The sequence below is a fragment of the Bacillus sp. 7705b genome, from assembly GCF_002289525.1.
Lineage (GTDB): Bacteria > Bacillota > Bacilli > Bacillales > Bacillaceae > Bacillus > Bacillus halotolerans.
In genome coordinates this window covers 18,146-34,857 of sequence record NZ_NSDH01000052.1, presented here as the reverse complement: position 1 = coordinate 34,857, position 16,712 = coordinate 18,146, and the positions used below count along the sequence as shown (strand labels likewise).

Below are 16,712 nucleotides of genomic sequence, written 5' to 3'. Positions count from 1 at the left end.
ATTGTTTTGTGCTTCTAAGCACAAGTTATATAATACAAAGGTTTGTCCTTTTCGTCAACAGAAACTTTAATGTTATAATTTTCTGACTCTTACCTTGAGAGAGCATATAAAAAAAGCACCCGTTGGGACGAACGGATGCTTCATTTATTTATAGAAAGCAGCAAGTTATCCTCTTCTTGCTCCGCGCCCTCCACGTTTTGATTCCGTATTGCGTTTTAAAGATGACAAGCGATCTTCGCTATCTTTTAAAAACTTGTTCATTTTCTGTTCAAAAGATTCTTTCGGACGGAAATCATTTCTAGGTCTGGCTTGCGGACGGTCTTTAGCTTTTTTAATAGATAAACCAATTTTCCCGTCTTTTTCAACGTTGATGACTTTCACTTCAACTTGGTCGCCGACTTTTAAGTGATCATTAATGTCTTTAACATAATTATCGGCTACCTCACTGATATGAACGAGACCGGTTGAGCCTCCAGGCAATTCAACAAATGCTCCAAAATTTGTAATACCTGTAATTTTCCCTTGCAACTTGCTGCCCACTTCAATCGACATAAAAAAAGTGCTCCTCCTTAGGCTTATAAAAAGATCGTTTGCTTAATTATACCTAAATAAAAATTTAAGTGTCAACAAGGCTACTTGTTCTTCTTCTCCACATTAAAGATTATTTCACCGTCTCCAGACATGAATAAGTCTCTTCTGGCAAGCTCTGTGACGTAATCTTCATCTTTTAATTTGGATATTTCTTCTTTTAAATCCGTTTGCTTTGTCTTTAAATTCTTCAGTTCTTTTTCAAGCTGTTCTTTCTTTTCTTCTTTTGCGCTAAGGGAAGATGTTTGGCTCCATACAGAGCTTGCCAGTACAATTGCCGTCAGAAATACGAGGGCGCCGAATACAGTCAACCGTCTGTACAGCCCTTTTCTTCTTCTTTTCTTCAGCTGATTTTGCCGCTCTACTTTGTCTTTATAGTCGTTTTGTATTTCAGTTATCGTTCGTTCCCTGGAAAAATTCAAATCAGACGGTCCTCCTTTCATCTCTTCAAAAAACGTGTAATGGTCGTTCTTATGGTTACCAATAGTTTCTTCTTCTTTTTTAGAAATCCTGCACCTTTTTGAAAATATCGTCTGAAAATTAGACGCAGTTTTTCAGGAAGAAGTTTCATACATTGTTTCACGATAAAGCGGATCGGAAAACACAGAACCATGACTATTTTATAAAGACATAACATGAGAAAACCGATCAGGCGGTATGTTCTCTGAAAGAGAAACGTGACCAGCCAGATGATGACTCCGCATGTCCACACAATAGGACGAAATAACACGTGCTGAATGAGCTTTTTTAAGAATTGATAAACAGAAACAACAAGATAAATGACGAATTTCAGTATTTTTATATAGATTCGTTTGCAAAGGCTTTGATACGTCGCAACGCCCAGCAGAACCGCCAAAAAAATGTACAGCCTGAATTCTCCCTCATTTACATGAAGCAAGACATAAAAGAAGAGCAGCCCCTGCAAAATCCAGAAAAGAATATCATGAATAAATAAAAGCCATCTGGCTGTTCTGGCACGAATGACAAAGAGCCTGTACGTATCAAGCGACGCGCCAAGCCAGAGGCCCATACCGGACATCGCCAGCATTGTATAGAATTGTGTCGTCAGCGTCATTTAAACAACTTGCTAAAAAACCCTTTAGCTTTATCCCCTTGTTGCTCGTCTAAATACACTAAATCAAATACCCTGCCTTTGATCGAAACAATCCCTTTTTCTACATCAAGATTTTTCATTTGAAGGTTTTCGCCTCTGACTGAGAGCATTCCCATCACTGTTTCCAGCAGGAATTCTTCGTTATCAAAGCTTTCAACTTGCTTAACCCCAGAAATATCTAAATGTTTCCGGCCTTTCATTGTCACATCGTGCTGTTCCGGAACAGAAGAAGAACCTTTTTGTTCATAATATGAATTCATCTATTCAGCCCCCATATCCTCGATACTTTTAGCATTATTACTGCATTGTATGAGGCGGGGGATTCTTTTAGAACAAGCCTATTCGCCGAGTTTTTCTTCCTTTAGCACCGTATACATATTTGCGGCTTCTTCTTTTTTCGTCGTGTCTTTGAGCTCATTCACTTGTACCGTTACAAGCTTTTGGCCGAAGCGGACCGTTAATTCATCTCCAGGTTTTACGTCTGAGCTTGCTTTAGCCTGATTTCCGTTAATGGAGATTCTGCCTTGATCAGCTACTTCCTTCGCTAGTGTACGTCGTTTAATCAGCCGTGATACTTTTAAAAATTTATCTAATCTCATATTATGATCTCCTCTCAGTTTCTTTTGCTTCATTCCACAGGTTGTCCATGTCCTCAAGAGACATATTAGCCAGCTCGATTCCCTTTTCCTTCGCTGTTTGCTCAATATAAGAGAAACGTCTCCGGAATTTATCGTTTGTCATCGCCAATGCTTCCTCCGGTTCTATTTTGTAGAAGCGGGCTACATTTACCAAGGCGAAGAGAACGTCGCCAAATTCGGCCTTGAGATTGTGTTCATGAGGGTCTTCAGAAACCTCCGAAGAAAATTCCTCCATCTCCTCATTCACCTTTTCCCAAATATCACTCACATCTTCCCAGTCAAAACCGACTTTTGCCGCTTTTTTCTGAAGTTTAGCAGCTTTAGAAAGAGCAGGAAGGGTTTTCGGGACGTTGTCTAACAAGGATTCTTCAGATGTATGTTTTTCGGCTTTTTTAATATCTTCCCAATTTGCCAAAACATCGTTTTCATCCTGAACCTTAACATCTTTAAACACATGGGGATGTCTTCGGACCATTTTTTCACTGATCCCTTTAATCACATCATCTATTGTGAAATAACCATCATCTTCACCGATTTGCGCGTGAAGCAGGACCTGAAGCAAAACGTCGCCAAGCTCTTCGATCATATGGTCTGTGTCTTCTTCGTCAATTGCTTCGAGAAGTTCATAACACTCTTCAATCATGTATTGTTTTAATGACTGATGAGTCTGCTTTTTATCCCACGGACAGCCGTTAGGCCCGCGAAGCTCTCTGATGATGCGCCGAAACGCGGAGAACTCCCGGTACAGCAGCTTCTCTTCTTTAATCGGCGGAATATACACACTTGTTAAGTTATTCATGGCGACATTACGGTCCAATTCAAATAAAGGCACTCTCCGAATATCCTCATCGCGGCTTCCGGCGGCCGTTACAATCACAACTTCATAATCATCCGGCAGCTTCTCCATTAATGTCAGCTTCACTTCGGATGCAGTCATTTGGTCGTAAACCTGACAAATGATCAGGTGATGTCTGAGCTCAAGCTCATCCGCGCTCAATGTGCCGGCATCCACAAATTGAAAGCCTTCAATGGGATCAATTTGCAAGGCATTAAAAGTAGCATCAAGAAAACTTTGTCCTCCCGCGACTTTCACCTGAATGTTTTTTTCTTCCTGCCGCTCCGTCAGCAGCTGTACTGTTTTTTCCGCTACAAATGGATGCCCCGGAACCGCATAAACAACGTCCTGATGCTTCGCTTCTCCAAAGAGAATGTCAGCAATTTCTTCGTATACCGCATCAAACTGGTCGTGCTTCTCATATATATCATCAAAATAACGAATGTTCTTCGTTTCGCTTTCTAGCTCCTGAATTAAAGGATGGTCTTTTGTTCTGACAAACAGAGTGTCCGCCTTTGTCAGCAGCTTATGTATGCCAATTGTCAACTGGTCCATGTCTCCGGCGCCAAGCCCGACGACTGTAATGTTACCTGCCATTTTGTTCTCTCCTTCTTGTGAGTTTGCTTAACTTGCTGCCAAAAGGCACACCGTTGAGCTCTTCATCCGTAAATATTCCCAATTTCATCATACAATAAATAAACACCGCGCCTCCAATGGCGACAGCAGAAAGACTTTCAACCGCCGCATATCCTCTTCCTTCCGCATCAAACAGAAAAGACCAAAGGCGTAAATAAGCAAGCAAGACAGCAGACATCAATAAAGCGGACCCAATAATCGGAAGCATAACGCCTCTCATCTTGTCCAGCCATTCTTTTTGCCGCAGGCGATATAAATTAAGGCCGGCGACAGCCGCAAAGGTAGCCGCTGTCGCAAATGAAGCCCCTTCAATTCCATAACTCGGAACCAAAAAGGTATTTAACACCCATTTCACAGCCACGCCTGCGCCTACCGCTATTGCAGGAAATACCGTGTTTCCCGTTCCCTGTAAGACAGCAGCAGCCGTGACCGCCAAGGACGCAAACAAAATGGAGCAGCTAAATATCTGTAACGCAGCTGTTCCTTCACCATTTTGAAACAGCATAATGTTGACCGGCTTGAGGATGCAGATGAGACCAGCAGACGCCGCAACGCCAATCGCAAGACACAGCTTTAAGGAAGACGTCACTCTTTGTTTCATCACCAGCACTTGATTGTCCTTTACCGCTTTTGAAATCAACGGTACGAGTGAGGTCCCGATGCTCATTGCGAAAACAGAACCGAGCTGCAAAAGAGGCTGCCCCCGGTCATAAATTCCTTTCAGCCGCTTTGCTTCTTCACTCACCTCACCGCCAGACAGCAAAGAATATAAATTCAGCGCATCGACAAGCTGAATAAACAAAAGCAGCAGGCTGCTGACACAGATCGTTACCGAATATAAAAGCAGTTTCTTAATTAATTGATTTGTTGTAATGTGATTTTCTTTTTCTATTTCCGCTTTTTCAGGCTTTTTCGTTTTGAACCAAAAAAAGACGAGGATGATAAGCGCAATCAAACTTCCGGCAAGAGAACCAGAAGCAGCTGCAGCTCCCGCAGTATAAAGCGAGGCACCCTTTTTGATGAGCCAAAAAGATAACCCTAAAAGCACCGCTACCCGCAGAAACTGTTCCATGATTTGCGATAAAGCGGATGGCAGCATATTGTGCCTCCCTTGAAAAACGCCCCTGAGCAGCGCGACAAATGGAAACAGAAGAAACGCATATGCAGTTACTTGAATTAACTGGGCGAGATGCGAGTCACCCATAAACAGAGCGATCGGAACAGCTCCCATATATAAACACAGAAATAAAAAAACACCTATTACCGATAAAACCAGCGCTGAAATTTTCATTATGGTGTTATGGTTTTTTTCACTATAATCATTCATCAGTTTAGAAATAATCACCGGAAATCCTGATGTTGAAAGCATGACGGCAATACCAAGAAAAGGGTATACCTGCTGATATATATAAAATCCAACATCGCCGACAATGTTTTGAAACGGGACTCTGTAAACGGCGCTCAATATTTTTGAAATAACGCCTGCCAGAATTAAAACAAAAGCCCCCTGCCACATCCAATGCCGTTTGACGCGTATTGAATCATCCATCCAAAAGCTCCTTCCCAACGTCAGGGGCCATGCAGAGTTCGCAATGACCTTGGCACAAATAAAAACGAGGTTATTATACCATACCCCAACCCTTGGAATCCTTTTTCAGCCTGCACAAAAAAGAACAGCGTCCCAAGGAGAGCTGTTCTTTCTATACCTATTTTGATAATTGTAATAAGACCTACTGTTCCATTTGACGAGCCAAAAACCCAGCTGCTGTTTCAACGGCTTTATGCTCTACTTCGCCCATCGTCTGATCCTTTGAAAAAATCACAACAGCACCTATCGGGTCGCCATTCGCCACAATCGGGCCGACAGTATACGAACTCATATCTTCATCAATGCCATTCACAAGCTGCACGGATTTTGCATCGCTCTCAAGCACGGAACTTCTCTGATCCATTGTTTTTTCCAGCATTTCGCTGATCGGCTTGTTTAAGTAGTCTTTTTTGGAACTTCCGGAGACGGCAATGTAGACATCACGGTCACAGATAAGCACTGAATGGCCAAGACTGTCATAAAGCGCGTCTGCATACTCCTTTGCAAAGTCTCCAAGCTCACTTATCGGAGAGTATTTTTTCAAAATGACTTCTCCGTCACGATCTACAAAAATCTCAAGCGGATCGCCTTCCCTGATTCTCAGCGTTCTGCGAATTTCTTTAGGAATCACGACCCGTCCTAAGTCATCAATACGACGTACGATACCGGTTGCTTTCATCTCTGGTGCCTCTCTTTCATTTGATGGTTATACAATGTGGGAAAGACCTAAAGCAGTTACTTTATGTACCTTCCGCCTCGCTTGAAATTAGTATCCGTCACATCAAATGTAATATACACCAGAGAGTAACAAAATTTACGTTGATGAAATGGTTTGTTTTTTCACATCTTTAAGGCCCTTCAGCATGCCCAGCACGGTTTCGAGCCATTCATCCGCAGTCTTGCCTTTCGTTTGAACGGAAATTTTGAGTTTTTTTCCTTCCATTCCCAGTCCGATTTGTCTGCCGTATTTGTTGCCAAGCTCAAACAGTTTCTGGCCGTCAATATCAGCACTAGCCTCTTCAGAAATGGTCAGCCTGACTGCATCTTTATCTTGCTTAATCAATTCGACCCGTTCATTTTTCGCATAAACCTTCATTTCAGCTACGGTAAACAAGTATTCAACTTCTTTTGGATAATTTCCAAACCTGTCAATCATCTCATCTTGAAGTTCATTTTTCTCTTCAATTGAAGCCACAGATCTGAAGCGTTTATACATATCAATTTTCTGTTTGCCGTCTTGAATGTAAGTTTCCGGAATGTACGCATCTAGCTCAAGATCAATTTCTGTTTCAAAATGCTCCGTTTTCGCTGTATCGCCTTTCCGCTCTTCTATGGCCTCTTTTAGCATTTGCGAATAGAGGTCAAATCCGACCGAATCGATAAAGCCGTGCTGCTGAGCGCCAAGGAGGTTTCCGGCTCCGCGAATCGTTAAGTCGCGCATGGCGATTTTAAAACCAGATCCCAGCTCCGTAAATTCTTTAATCGCCTGCAGTCTTTTTTCAGCTACTTCAGTAAGCACTTTATCCCGGCGATACGTGAAATACGCATACGCTACACGGTTAGAACGGCCGACACGTCCACGCAGCTGATAAAGCTGGGAAAGACCCATCTTGTCGGCGTCAAACACGATCAGCGTATTCACGTTTGGAATATCTACACCCGTTTCAATGATTGTTGTGCTGACGAGAACGTCTGATTCCCCTTCCAGGAAACTCAGCATGACAGCTTCTAATTCATTTTCTGTCATTTTCCCGTGGGCATACGCAACCTTCGCGTCAGGGACAAGCATTGAAATCTCATCTGCTTTCCGTTCGATATCCTCTACCCTGTTGTATAAGAAATAGACTTGGCCTCCGCGTGCAAGCTCGCGCTCAATCGCCTCTCTGACAAGGGCACCATTGTATTCCACAACATATGTCTGTACAGGGAAGCGGTTTTCCGGCGGCGTCTCGATCACCGATAGATCCCTCACGCCAAGCATAGACATATGCAGCGTACGCGGAATCGGCGTCGCAGTTAATGTTAATACATCGACATTGGCTTTAATCTGTTTGATCTTTTCTTTATGGGTGACACCAAAACGCTGCTCCTCATCAATGATGAGCAGCCCTAAGTCTTTATAAACAACATCTTTTGATAACAGTCGGTGTGTCCCAATGACGATATCAACCGTTCCGTTTTTCAATCCTTTGATCGTTTCGTTTGCTTCTTTTCTTGTTCTGAATCGGCTAAGCAGGCCGATATTCATCGGGTAGTCCTGAAAGCGCTCTGTAATGGTCTCATAGTGCTGCTGAGCCAAAATGGTTGTCGGGACAAGCAGTGCGACCTGTTTTCCATCAGCGATTGCTTTAAACGCCGCCCGGATGGCAACCTCTGTTTTCCCGTAGCCTACGTCTCCGCAAAGCAGTCGATCCATCGGCCGCTCTCTTTCCATGTCTTTTTTGATTTCGTGAATAGAGCGGAGCTGATCTTCTGTCTCTTGATAAGGGAACGCCGATTCAAATTCACGCTGCATTTCATGATCAGGAGAAAATGCGTAGCCCTTGCTCGCTTCCCTTTCGGCATACAGTTTAATTAAGTCATCAGCGATGTCTTGAACGGATGTTTCTACTTTTTTCTTAACCCGCTTCCATTCGCTGCCGCCTAACTTATACAGCTTCGGTTCTTTTCCTTCTGATCCGACATACTTCTGTACCTGGTCAATTTGTTCAACCGGCACATAAAGCTTGTCGCTTCCCTGATAGTGAATGTTCAAATAGTCTTTATGAATTCCATTGATCTCAAGGGTTTCGATCCCTAAATACTTTCCGATCCCGTGATTAATATGAACGACATAATCACCAATTTGAAGCTCGGAATAGCTCTTGATGCGCTCTGCATTCGTAAGCTTCTGTTTTCGAGGCTTCTTTTTCACGCGGTTTTTAAACAATTCTTCTTCAGTAATGACAGCAAGCTTCATTAACGGCAGCTCAAATCCTGATTGAAGCTCGCCTTCCATGATATAAACCTGTCCCTGAACAAGCGCCTTTTTGCTGTCAGTCATCGCCGCTTCGATTTCATAATCGGCCAAAACAGAAGACAGTCTTTGTGTACGTTCCTTATTTGCTCCCAAAAACACAACGGTGAAGTTTGATTTTTTAAACCGCTCCATTTCACCGGCAAGTACATTCATTTGCCCGTGGAAGCTCTGCATTTGTCTGCTGGATACATTTACGATATTTTGCGGGCTCGTATGCTGAACATGGCGTAAAAACAAAGAGTAGTACAGCAAAGGCCGTCTTTGTTCAGCAGCTATTTTTTGGAAGCTGAATGACAGACTGATGTCATGCAAAATTTTCCCTTCCTCCAGCAGATTTGTGACAAACTCCGCTTCTTCCTTTTGAAGCTGCTCTTCCATTTCATGAATCCGGCTGACTTCGTCCAAAATAAGCAGCGTGTTATCAGGTGTATAATCTAGCAAACTAGCAGGTTTTTCATAAAAATATGAAAGGTACTTCACCAGTTCTTGATCTGTCTGGCCTTCAGATAAACGCTCTTTATCATGAGAAATATTCATATGCAGGATTTCTTTTTGCTTATCGAGCTTTAATTTTTTCAAGCTGTCGGCAAGGCCTTTATCCATCTTCTCTATAGCACGTGCTTTTTCTTCAGCTCTGATAATCAGTTCCTTTGCCGGACCGATACTGATGGAGGTCAAGGTTTCAATTGACCGCTGATCGTCGGAGTTAAAGCTGCGGATGGAATCAACCTCGGTGTCGAATAATTCGATTCTGACCGGATGCTCAGAGGTCAGCGGATAAATGTCGATAATTCCGCCGCGAATACTGAATTCACCGGGTGCAGAAACCATATCAGACCTCTCGTATCCCACCTCTACCAGTCGGGATGCCAGCTGATCCGGTTCGATATCATGACCCACCTGAATGAGCATTTGGCTGTTTTTCCACACCTCTACCGGCGGCAGCATTCTTCTGACAGCCGCTACTGGAGCAACAACTATAGGCGTTTCTCCGTTTGTTAATCTATTAATGACATCTAAGCGCTGCGCCCGCAGTTCAGGGCTAGCCACCGCGATTTCTGATGATATGAGTTCATTGACGGGGTACAGAAGGACAGACCGATCTCCAAGAAGTGAAGTCAGATCATCCGTTACTTTCTGAGCTTGGTATAAATTATGGGTGATTAGAAAGATAGGCTTATTCGTTTCATTAGCCAGAGCAGAAGTAAAAACAGAACGCGCGGAACCTGAAAGACCCGCGAGCAGTTGTTCCTTCAGCCCCTCGTTTAAACCGTTGACGATGGATTTGAAGTCATCGCTTTCTTTAATAAAGGTTTGAATGTTGTCCATATGGCCCCTCCTCTCTGTTTTCTGTAAGAACAGAAAAACGCTTTGGTCTAGTGTCTACACCAAAGCTTTTTATTGAATAAATGTGTGATGTTCGTGGTAATGCGGATTTCGTTCAAGCGCCTCTTGGCAATCTTCACATATTGTAAGAACATGGACATCTCCATTGTCTTTATATGAAATCATATCGTTTCTTTCCTCGTTTGTTAAGTGCTCAAATCCAAGTGAGTTTGTCGATACCATGGAAGATTCCAGACTTCCAACTTTTACTCCGCAATGACGACAATAATAATGCAAAGCCATACAAGGGACCCTCCTGATGAAAAAGTCATTTTGGTGTAGTATGGACTTTGATTATGTATTTTATACCTTCGCGTTGAATTCGTTCATAACCTCTAAAAACGGTTTGCTGAGAGAAGCCTCACAAGCCTTAACGGACCTTTCAATCGCTTCTTCAATTGCTGGTGTTTCATCCTTTGAAAAAGTGCCTAAAACATAATCAACCACCTTCATCCCGTTCACAGGCCGCCCGATTCCGATGCGGATGCGATCAAACTCAGGCGTTCCGAGATGCTGGATCAGTGATTTGATGCCATTATGCCCGCCCGCACTGCCTTTCGTTCTTAGACGGATCTTGCCAGTCGGCAGATCAAGGTCATCATAAATAACTTTTAAATCTTCGTTGTCTACATCATAATAATCCATTAAAGGCCGCAAACATTCTCCTGATAAATTCATATATGTAAGCGGTTTAACAAGTAGAACCTTTTTGCCGGAAACAAATCCGGTTCCATATAATCCGTTAAATTTGCTCTGGTTCAGCTCAATATTCCATTCCTTCGAAAGCTGGTCTATTGCCATAAATCCGACATTATGCCGTGTATTTTCATAGTTCTTTCCCGGGTTTCCGAGGCCGGCAATTACAAGCATGGAAAATCCTCCCTTAGTCACATAAGCTCCCGTTCTAATACGGGCTATAATTCTTCTCATTCTAGCACAAAAGACGTAACCGCGGGAGGGTTACGCCTTAAGCTATTATTGATCTTTGTTTTCACCTTCAGGCTGAGCATCGGCAGTTTCCTCAGCATCTGTTTCTGCAGCATCCTGCTGCTGCGGAGGAAGAATAGAAGCCACAACTTCATCTGATTCGTGATTATAGGAGTAGTCACCGCCGGCAGGCAAGTCCTCAATCGTGAGTACATCATTTACATCAAGACCAGAAATGTCTGCCTCGATCGATTGCGGAATTGCTTTTGGCTTCGCCTTCACGGTAAGAGCGTAAAGCGGCTGTTGCAATACGCCTCCATTTTTCACTCCAATTGCTTCTCCGGTCAGATGAATCGGCACTTCCACTTCAATTTCTTCACTCATATTGACTACTTGGAAGTCGGCATGAGTGACCTCATTTTTCAGCGGGTCCGTTTGCAGCTCTGTTACCATGACAGCGTGCTTCTCTCCGTTGACGTCGAGTGTAATGACTGTATTCTTGCCTTCATCCCTCAGTGTTTTGATAAGTTCCACACTGTCTAAGGATACCGGTTTGTTTGCCGTGTCTTTTCCATAAATGATACCTGGAACATGTCCTGAAGTACGGATATCCCGAAGAGACGAACGGGTGAAACCTGTTCTTTCTTTTGCCGTTAACGTTGCCATATTCAGCACCATCCTATTATCGTTTTATTGTCCTATTAGAAACAATACCCATAACGATAAAGGTTTAAACCTTTCAAAATCGGTTTAGCTGAACAGGTAGCTGACAGATTGCTGCTCATGAACGCGAATAATCGCTTCAGCCAGAAGCGGTCCGACTGAAAGCTGCTTAAACCGTTCAATTTTCTTTTCTTCAGGAAGCTTGATGCTGTTTGTCACAACAAGCTCTTTAATTGTTGAGTTATTAATCCGTTCAACAGCAGGTCCTGATAGTACCGGATGTGTACAGCATGCATAAACTTCTTTTGCTCCATTTTCAACGAGCGCATTAGCTGCAAGTGTAATGGTGCCGGCAGTATCAATGATATCATCGATAAGGATAGCGGTCTTCCCTTCGATATTACCTACAATATTCATGACTTCTGCCACATTCGGTCTCGGACGGCGCTTATCAATGATCGCAATCGGCGCTTTTAGTCTGTCAGCCAGTTTGCGGGCACGTGTCACACCGCCGTGGTCTGGTGAAACAATGACGATATCTTCAAGGTTTTTGCCTTCAAAATATTCTCCTAAAATCGGAACACCCATTAAGTGGTCAATCGGTATATCAAAGAATCCTTGAATTTGCGGTGCATGCAGATCAAGCGCAATGACACGAGTCGCACCGGCAGTTTCAAGCAGGTTTGCGAAAAGCTTTGCTGTGATTGGCTCACGGGATCTAGCTTTTCTGTCTTGACGCGCATAACCGTAATAAGGAATCACAATGTTAATGGTTTTTGCAGAAGCGCGTTTCAACGCATCTACCATAATCAACAGTTCCATAATATGCTCGTTAACGGGGTCACTTGTAGACTGGATGATGTAACAGTCACATCCGCGAATACTTTCTTCGATATTAATTTGGACTTCCCCGTCACTAAATCTTGTGACAGAACACTTCCCTAATTGAACTCCAACTATATCTGCGATTTCTTTTGCAAGCTCTGGATTAGAATTCAAAGAAAAAATCTTTAAATTCTTATCTCCGTATTGATTAGACATGGATAAACCTCCGAATTTAGGATTATTTTTTATGAATATTTTTCACATAATCGTCTTTATTTACTTGTCTCGCTCTAGCAATAGCAAGTGCTTTTCCAGGTACATCTTCCGTAACAGTTGAGCCTGCCGCTACATAAGCGCCTTCTCCGACTGTGACAGGGGCAACCAAATTGGAGTTGCAGCCGATAAATGCGCCGTCTTCAATTTTCGTCAAATATTTATTCTTTCCATCATAATTGACAGTAATTGAACCGCAGCCCAAGTTGACGTCTGTGCCTACTTCGGCATCCCCGACATAGCTTAAATGAGAAGCCTTGCTTCGGTCTCCGAATTGCGTCTTTTTGATTTCAACAAAATTCCCGATCTTCACTTCATTCCCGATGACAGAATCAGGCCTGATGTGAGCAAAAGGTCCTATGTTTACATCATTCCCCACTTTACTGTTATTGACTACCGATTGTTTAATCACCGTACGGCTGCCAATTGAACTATTCATAATCTCAGTATGAGGGCCGATAATCGTATCTTCTCCGATTTGCACCTCACCTTTAATCACAGTTCCAGGATAAATCACAGTATCGCTTCCGATGACAGCTTCAGGAGAAATATACGTATTCATCGGGTCAATCAGCGTAACGCCATTTTGCATATGCCGTTTATTAATCCGCTCTTTCATAAACAATTCAGCCTGAGAAAGAGCAACTCTATCATTAACTCCGAGCGTTTCTTGGAAGTTACCAGTCTGGTAAGCGGCAACAGTTTCGCCTTCATTTTTGAGGATCTCTATCACATCCGGCAAATAATACTCGCCTTGAACATTATCGTTCGATACTTGGTCAATGGCCCGGAATAGAGCTTCATTATCAAAACAATACGTTCCAGTATTGATTTCAGTCACAAGACGTTCTTCCTCTGAAGCGTCCTTGTGCTCCACGATTTTTTGAACCGCTCCGCTCTCACCGCGAATGATTCGGCCGTATCCAGTCGGATCTTCTGCAACTGCAGTCAAGATCGTAGCTTTTGCTTCTTTTTGTGTATGTTCTTTCAGCATCGCTTCCATTGTCTCCGCTGTTAAAAGCGGCGTATCTCCGCAAATGACAATCGTTACACCTTTTTCGTCAGCAAGAAATGGCTGTGCCTGTTTTACAGCATGAGCAGTGCCAAGCTGTTCTGCTTGAAGCGCATACTCGCTTTTATCACCAAGCTGCTTTTTCACTTCTTCCGCACCATGTCCGACAATCGTGACAAGCTTCGTTAAAGATAACTTTAAGGCTTCGTCTACGACGTGCTCTACCATAGGCTTACCGCAAACTGGATGAAGGACTTTGTAAAGCTTTGATTTCATTCTTGTTCCTTGTCCAGCCGCTAAAACAACTGCAAACCGCTTATCCATTTAATGGCCTCCAATATCCCTTTTATCCATAGAAAAATATATCCTAAATATCAGTTGATTTCAAGGAGACTTCATGAAGTGCAAGAATTTTCTATGGGTGCATTTTAGTTTGAAAAATCAGAATTAAAAAAGGACTGCCGGAAAAAGGCTTGTCTCAGCCCTATCAGCAGTCCTTGCTTTTTGGTTATTTTTTAAGAAGCTCCAGCTTCTTCGAATTCTAATGCTTCAGTGTCACCCAGACGATGATACTCATTTAACACGGCATCTTGAATTTTTCCTCGCGTGCTTGAATTAATAGGATGAGCAATATCGCGGAACTCTCCATCAGGGGTGCGTTTACTCGGCATCGCAACGAAAAGACCATTGTTTCCATCAATCACACGAATATCATGAACAACAAATTCGTGATCCAGCGTGATGGATGCAATCGCTCTCATGCGACCATCGGTATTCACGCGGCGTAATCTTACGTCAGTAACTTCCACAGTAGTTCACCACCTTTTCCCTATATAAAAGCATTAGTGTATCAATTCCACGATTTTTTCTGAATTCCTGCTGTTTTTTAAAATATTTTTTGAAAAAATAGGATATACATACACAATTAGGTCATAACGCTTTTATTTCGGACATAAGGTAAATAAAAAAGTGATTCCGAGTTTACCCAGAATCACTTTTCTTATTATTTTACTAACGCAATCACTTCAATTTCGACTAATGCATCCTTTGGAAGTCTCGCAACTTCAACGCAAGATCTCGCCGGTTTGTGCGTGTCAAAATATTGTCCGTACACTTCGTTCACTTCCGCAAACTGTTCCATGTCCGCGATAAATACAGTTGCCTTTACAACTGTTTCAAAAGAAGCACCCGCTTCTTCCAACACCGCTTTTAAGTTGCTGAATACTTGATGCGTCTGCTCCTTAATATCACCGTTTACCATCTCGCCTGAAGGCGTCAAAGGAATTTGGCCTGAGCTGTAAAACATATTATTGACGATGATCCCTTGTGAGTAAGGTCCAATTGCCGCTGGGGCATGTTTTGTGTGGACTGCTTTTGTCATGATTCTGTCTCTCCATTCTTCAAAAGATTGTCTTTAAAAAAACGCAGAAAATTGCCATTCTGAATTTCAATGGACTTATCTTTCATGTTGATCGTTGAAAGAGTTAGAAGTGACATATATTCATCAACAAGACGTTCATCTACTCCTTCGGCTTCGACCAAGACGCCGATCCCCGCGACATTCGCATTAAACTCATCCAACAGGTTAATCATACCATTAATTGTGCCGCCTGCTTTCATAAAGTCATCAATAATGAGTACGTTTGAACCCGTTTTCATGCTTCTTTTTGCAAGTGACATCGTTTGAATGCGGTTTGAGGAGCCCGACACGTAATTAATGCTTACCGTGGAGCCCTCAGTTACCTTGTTATCCTTGCGCACAATGACGACAGGCACATTCAGATAACTTGCAGCTGCATACGCAAGAGGGATGCCTTTCGTGGCAACGGTCATGACAACGTCAATTTCGCGCTCCGCAAATACAGAAGCAAACAGCTTTCCAACCTTGGAGAGAACAGATGGCTTTCCTAAGATATCCGTTAAATACACATAACCGCCCGGAAGGATACGCTCAGGATTTGCCAATGACTGTCCAAGTGTCTGAACGAATTCTTCAGCTTCAGCCTGCTTCATCTTCGGAATATATTTGACACCTCCGGCAGCACCGGGAACAGTAAGCAAGGTACCAATCCCCTGCTGCTCAAAGGTTTGCTTTATAATTGTTAAATCTTCACTGATCGATGATTTTGCAGATTCATACCGCTCAGAAAAAAAGGTTAACGGTATTAACTCGTGCGGATGGGTTAACAAATAATTTGTTAAGTCCACCAATCTGCCGCTGCGACGAAACTTCATGAACTTACCCCCAAAATCCGAATATTTTAAGATCAATATAACTTAACATACGGATTTAATCAAGAGCGTTCTGTTCGCCGATCATTCTCACCGCATATACCTGATCGCAGAAGCCTCTTAACCCGTTATAAATCCTCTGTACCTTAGACTCATACTGAACCAGTCCAAACACAGTCGGGCCGCTTCCGCTCATTAACACAGCATCTGCGCCAAAGCGTTTCATCTGGTTTTTGATCATCGCAACTTCAGGATGCATATCAAGCGTGACAGACTCAAGCACATTGCCTAAACGGCTGCACATCTTTTGAAAGCTCTTTTCCTCAATCGCGTCAATCATACCGTTTACATCCGGGTGTTCCACCTCATCAAGCTTCAGCTGTCTGTAGACCTCGGCCGTGGAAACGCCGATTGTCGGCTTCGCCAAAATGACCCAGCAATGCGGAGGCGGGCTGATGTGTTTGATCTTTTCACCGCGTCCGGTAGCAAGCGCAGTTCCGCCATAGACGCAAAACGAGACGTCTGAGCCAATTTCCGCTCCCAGCTCCGCCAGCGTTTCTGCAGAAAGATTTAAATTCCACAGTCTGTTCAGTCCTCTGAGTGTTGCCGCCGCATCACTGCTTCCGCCAGCAAGGCCTGCAGCCACCGGGATCACCTTAGTGATCATAATGGAAACTCCCTTTTTCACGTTGTATCTGTCTTTGACGAGCTTGGCAGCCTGATAAGCTAAGTTTCTTTGGTCATCGGGCACAAAGCGGTTGTGGGATGAAACCCTCACTACATCTTCTGCCAGCTCCGTCAATTCAATCCGATCCGCTAAATCAATTGTCGTCATAATCATTTCGACTTCATGATAACCATCCGGGCGTTTTCGGGTAACGTCGAGTGACAGATTGATCTTGGCTGGCGCTTTTTCTAAAATACGCATAGCTTTCACCTACTTCTCCATCTAAACATAAGTATGAACATTGTATCA

General features: G+C 43.2%; 18 protein-coding genes. All 18 read right to left on the bottom strand.

All coding sequences use genetic code 11. The annotated features are described in order from the left end of the window. Positions 1-165: 165 nt before the first annotated feature. Positions 166-552: a S1 domain-containing RNA-binding protein gene (locus CJU60_RS19935; RefSeq protein ID WP_003218379.1), complete on the bottom strand. Its 387-nt coding sequence runs from the start codon at positions 550-552 to the stop codon at positions 166-168. 80 nt (positions 553-632) lie between these two features. Beyond that, a complete protein-coding gene (divIC, locus tag CJU60_RS19930) occupies positions 633-1,010 on the bottom strand; it encodes a cell division protein DivIC (RefSeq protein WP_095714736.1) in 378 nt (125 codons plus the stop codon). Positions 1,011-1,027: 17 nt separating this feature from the next. Beyond that, the gene (gene yabQ / locus CJU60_RS19925; protein WP_095714735.1) at positions 1,028-1,663 is read right to left on the bottom strand and encodes a spore cortex biosynthesis protein YabQ; all 636 of its coding nucleotides are present in this window, start codon (positions 1,661-1,663) and stop codon (positions 1,028-1,030) included. Then, positions 1,660-1,962, bottom strand: coding sequence for a sporulation protein YabP (gene yabP, locus CJU60_RS19920; RefSeq protein ID WP_024123628.1), 303 nt, complete (start codon positions 1,960-1,962; stop codon positions 1,660-1,662). Before yabP ends, yabQ begins: the two co-directional genes overlap by 4 nt. Positions 1,963-2,040: 78 nt before the next feature. Beyond that, a complete protein-coding gene (locus CJU60_RS19915) occupies positions 2,041-2,301 on the bottom strand; it encodes an RNA-binding S4 domain-containing protein (RefSeq protein ID WP_024123627.1) in 261 nt (86 codons plus the stop codon). Between the two features lies 1 nt (position 2,302). Beyond that, positions 2,303-3,772, bottom strand: a complete 1,470-nt coding sequence (yabN, locus tag CJU60_RS19910) for a bifunctional methyltransferase/pyrophosphohydrolase YabN (protein WP_095714734.1) — start codon at positions 3,770-3,772, stop codon at positions 2,303-2,305. Then, positions 3,762-5,360 carry a putative polysaccharide biosynthesis protein gene (locus CJU60_RS19905; RefSeq protein WP_024123625.1) on the bottom strand — a complete coding sequence of 533 codons (1,599 nt, stop codon included), beginning with the start codon at positions 5,358-5,360 and terminating at the stop codon, positions 3,762-3,764. The genes yabN and CJU60_RS19905 overlap by 11 nt, the downstream gene beginning before the upstream one ends. Positions 5,361-5,541: 181 nt before the next feature. Next, positions 5,542-6,078 (bottom strand): stage V sporulation protein T, encoded by a 537-nt coding sequence (gene spoVT / locus CJU60_RS19900; RefSeq protein ID WP_024123624.1) that lies wholly within the window; start codon positions 6,076-6,078, stop codon positions 5,542-5,544. A gap of 135 nt (positions 6,079-6,213) precedes the next feature. After that, on the bottom strand, positions 6,214-9,747 hold the full coding sequence (gene mfd / locus CJU60_RS19895; RefSeq protein ID WP_095714733.1) for a transcription-repair coupling factor: 3,534 nt from the start codon (positions 9,745-9,747) through the stop codon (positions 6,214-6,216). A 69-nt stretch (positions 9,748-9,816) separates the two neighbouring features. Next, positions 9,817-10,047 (bottom strand): anti-sigma-F factor Fin, encoded by a 231-nt coding sequence (gene fin / locus CJU60_RS19890; RefSeq protein WP_024123622.1) that lies wholly within the window; start codon positions 10,045-10,047, stop codon positions 9,817-9,819. 60 nt (positions 10,048-10,107) lie between these two features. Next, positions 10,108-10,674: an aminoacyl-tRNA hydrolase gene (gene pth, locus CJU60_RS19885; protein ID WP_095714732.1), complete on the bottom strand. Its 567-nt coding sequence runs from the start codon at positions 10,672-10,674 to the stop codon at positions 10,108-10,110. A gap of 105 nt (positions 10,675-10,779) precedes the next feature. Next, a complete protein-coding gene (locus tag CJU60_RS19880) occupies positions 10,780-11,397 on the bottom strand; it encodes a 50S ribosomal protein L25/general stress protein Ctc (RefSeq protein WP_095714731.1) in 618 nt (205 codons plus the stop codon). An 84-nt stretch (positions 11,398-11,481) separates the two neighbouring features. Next, complete coding sequence (locus CJU60_RS19875) at positions 11,482-12,435, bottom strand: ribose-phosphate diphosphokinase (protein ID WP_003218353.1); 954 nt, start codon at positions 12,433-12,435, stop codon at positions 11,482-11,484. Between the two features lie 22 nt (positions 12,436-12,457). Continuing rightward, a complete protein-coding gene (gene glmU / locus CJU60_RS19870; RefSeq protein WP_024123619.1) occupies positions 12,458-13,828 on the bottom strand; it encodes a bifunctional UDP-N-acetylglucosamine diphosphorylase/glucosamine-1-phosphate N-acetyltransferase GlmU in 1,371 nt (456 codons plus the stop codon). A gap of 191 nt (positions 13,829-14,019) precedes the next feature. Then, on the bottom strand, positions 14,020-14,313 hold the full coding sequence (gene spoVG / locus CJU60_RS19865) for a septation regulator SpoVG (RefSeq protein WP_003218346.1): 294 nt from the start codon (positions 14,311-14,313) through the stop codon (positions 14,020-14,022). A 194-nt stretch (positions 14,314-14,507) separates the two neighbouring features. Beyond that, entirely contained in the window at positions 14,508-14,885 is a 378-nt protein-coding gene (gene ridA, locus CJU60_RS19860) for a 2-iminobutanoate/2-iminopropanoate deaminase (protein ID WP_003226738.1), read from the bottom strand. Further along, a complete protein-coding gene (gene purR, locus CJU60_RS19855) occupies positions 14,882-15,739 on the bottom strand; it encodes a pur operon repressor (RefSeq protein ID WP_095714730.1) in 858 nt (285 codons plus the stop codon). The genes ridA and purR overlap by 4 nt, the downstream gene beginning before the upstream one ends. A 55-nt stretch (positions 15,740-15,794) precedes the next feature. Continuing rightward, positions 15,795-16,664 (bottom strand): 4-(cytidine 5'-diphospho)-2-C-methyl-D-erythritol kinase, encoded by an 870-nt coding sequence (gene ispE / locus CJU60_RS19850; protein WP_024123617.1) that lies wholly within the window; start codon positions 16,662-16,664, stop codon positions 15,795-15,797. Positions 16,665-16,712: the final 48 nt, after the last annotated feature.

What these genes read in the sequence shown, in the direction of transcription:
- CJU60_RS19935 (WP_003218379.1), bottom strand. Translation starts at nt 552, where the DNA reads ATGTCGATTGAAGTGGGCAGCAAGTTGCAAGGGAAAATTACAGGTATT.
- yabQ (WP_095714735.1), bottom strand. Translation starts at nt 1,663, where the DNA reads ATGACGCTGACGACACAATTCTATACAATGCTGGCGATGTCCGGTATG.
- yabP (WP_024123628.1), bottom strand. Translation starts at nt 1,962, where the DNA reads ATGAATTCATATTATGAACAAAAAGGTTCTTCTTCTGTTCCGGAACAG.
- CJU60_RS19915 (WP_024123627.1), bottom strand. Translation starts at nt 2,301, where the DNA reads ATGAGATTAGATAAATTTTTAAAAGTATCACGGCTGATTAAACGACGT.
- yabN (WP_095714734.1), bottom strand. Translation starts at nt 3,772, where the DNA reads ATGGCAGGTAACATTACAGTCGTCGGGCTTGGCGCCGGAGACATGGAC.
- CJU60_RS19905 (WP_024123625.1), bottom strand. Translation starts at nt 5,360, where the DNA reads ATGGATGATTCAATACGCGTCAAACGGCATTGGATGTGGCAGGGGGCT.
- spoVT (WP_024123624.1), bottom strand. Translation starts at nt 6,078, where the DNA reads ATGAAAGCAACCGGTATCGTACGTCGTATTGATGACTTAGGACGGGTC.
- mfd (WP_095714733.1), bottom strand. Translation starts at nt 9,747, where the DNA reads ATGGACAACATTCAAACCTTTATTAAAGAAAGCGATGACTTCAAATCC.
- fin (WP_024123622.1), bottom strand. Translation starts at nt 10,047, where the DNA reads ATGGCTTTGCATTATTATTGTCGTCATTGCGGAGTAAAAGTTGGAAGT.
- pth (WP_095714732.1), bottom strand. Translation starts at nt 10,674, where the DNA reads ATGCTTGTAATTGCCGGCCTCGGAAACCCGGGAAAGAACTATGAAAAT.
- CJU60_RS19880 (WP_095714731.1), bottom strand. Translation starts at nt 11,397, where the DNA reads ATGGCAACGTTAACGGCAAAAGAAAGAACAGGTTTCACCCGTTCGTCT.
- CJU60_RS19875 (WP_003218353.1), bottom strand. Translation starts at nt 12,435, where the DNA reads ATGTCTAATCAATACGGAGATAAGAATTTAAAGATTTTTTCTTTGAAT.
- glmU (WP_024123619.1), bottom strand. Translation starts at nt 13,828, where the DNA reads ATGGATAAGCGGTTTGCAGTTGTTTTAGCGGCTGGACAAGGAACAAGA.
- ridA (WP_003226738.1), bottom strand. Translation starts at nt 14,885, where the DNA reads ATGACAAAAGCAGTCCACACAAAACATGCCCCAGCGGCAATTGGACCT.
- purR (WP_095714730.1), bottom strand. Translation starts at nt 15,739, where the DNA reads ATGAAGTTTCGTCGCAGCGGCAGATTGGTGGACTTAACAAATTATTTG.
- ispE (WP_024123617.1), bottom strand. Translation starts at nt 16,664, where the DNA reads ATGCGTATTTTAGAAAAAGCGCCAGCCAAGATCAATCTGTCACTCGAC.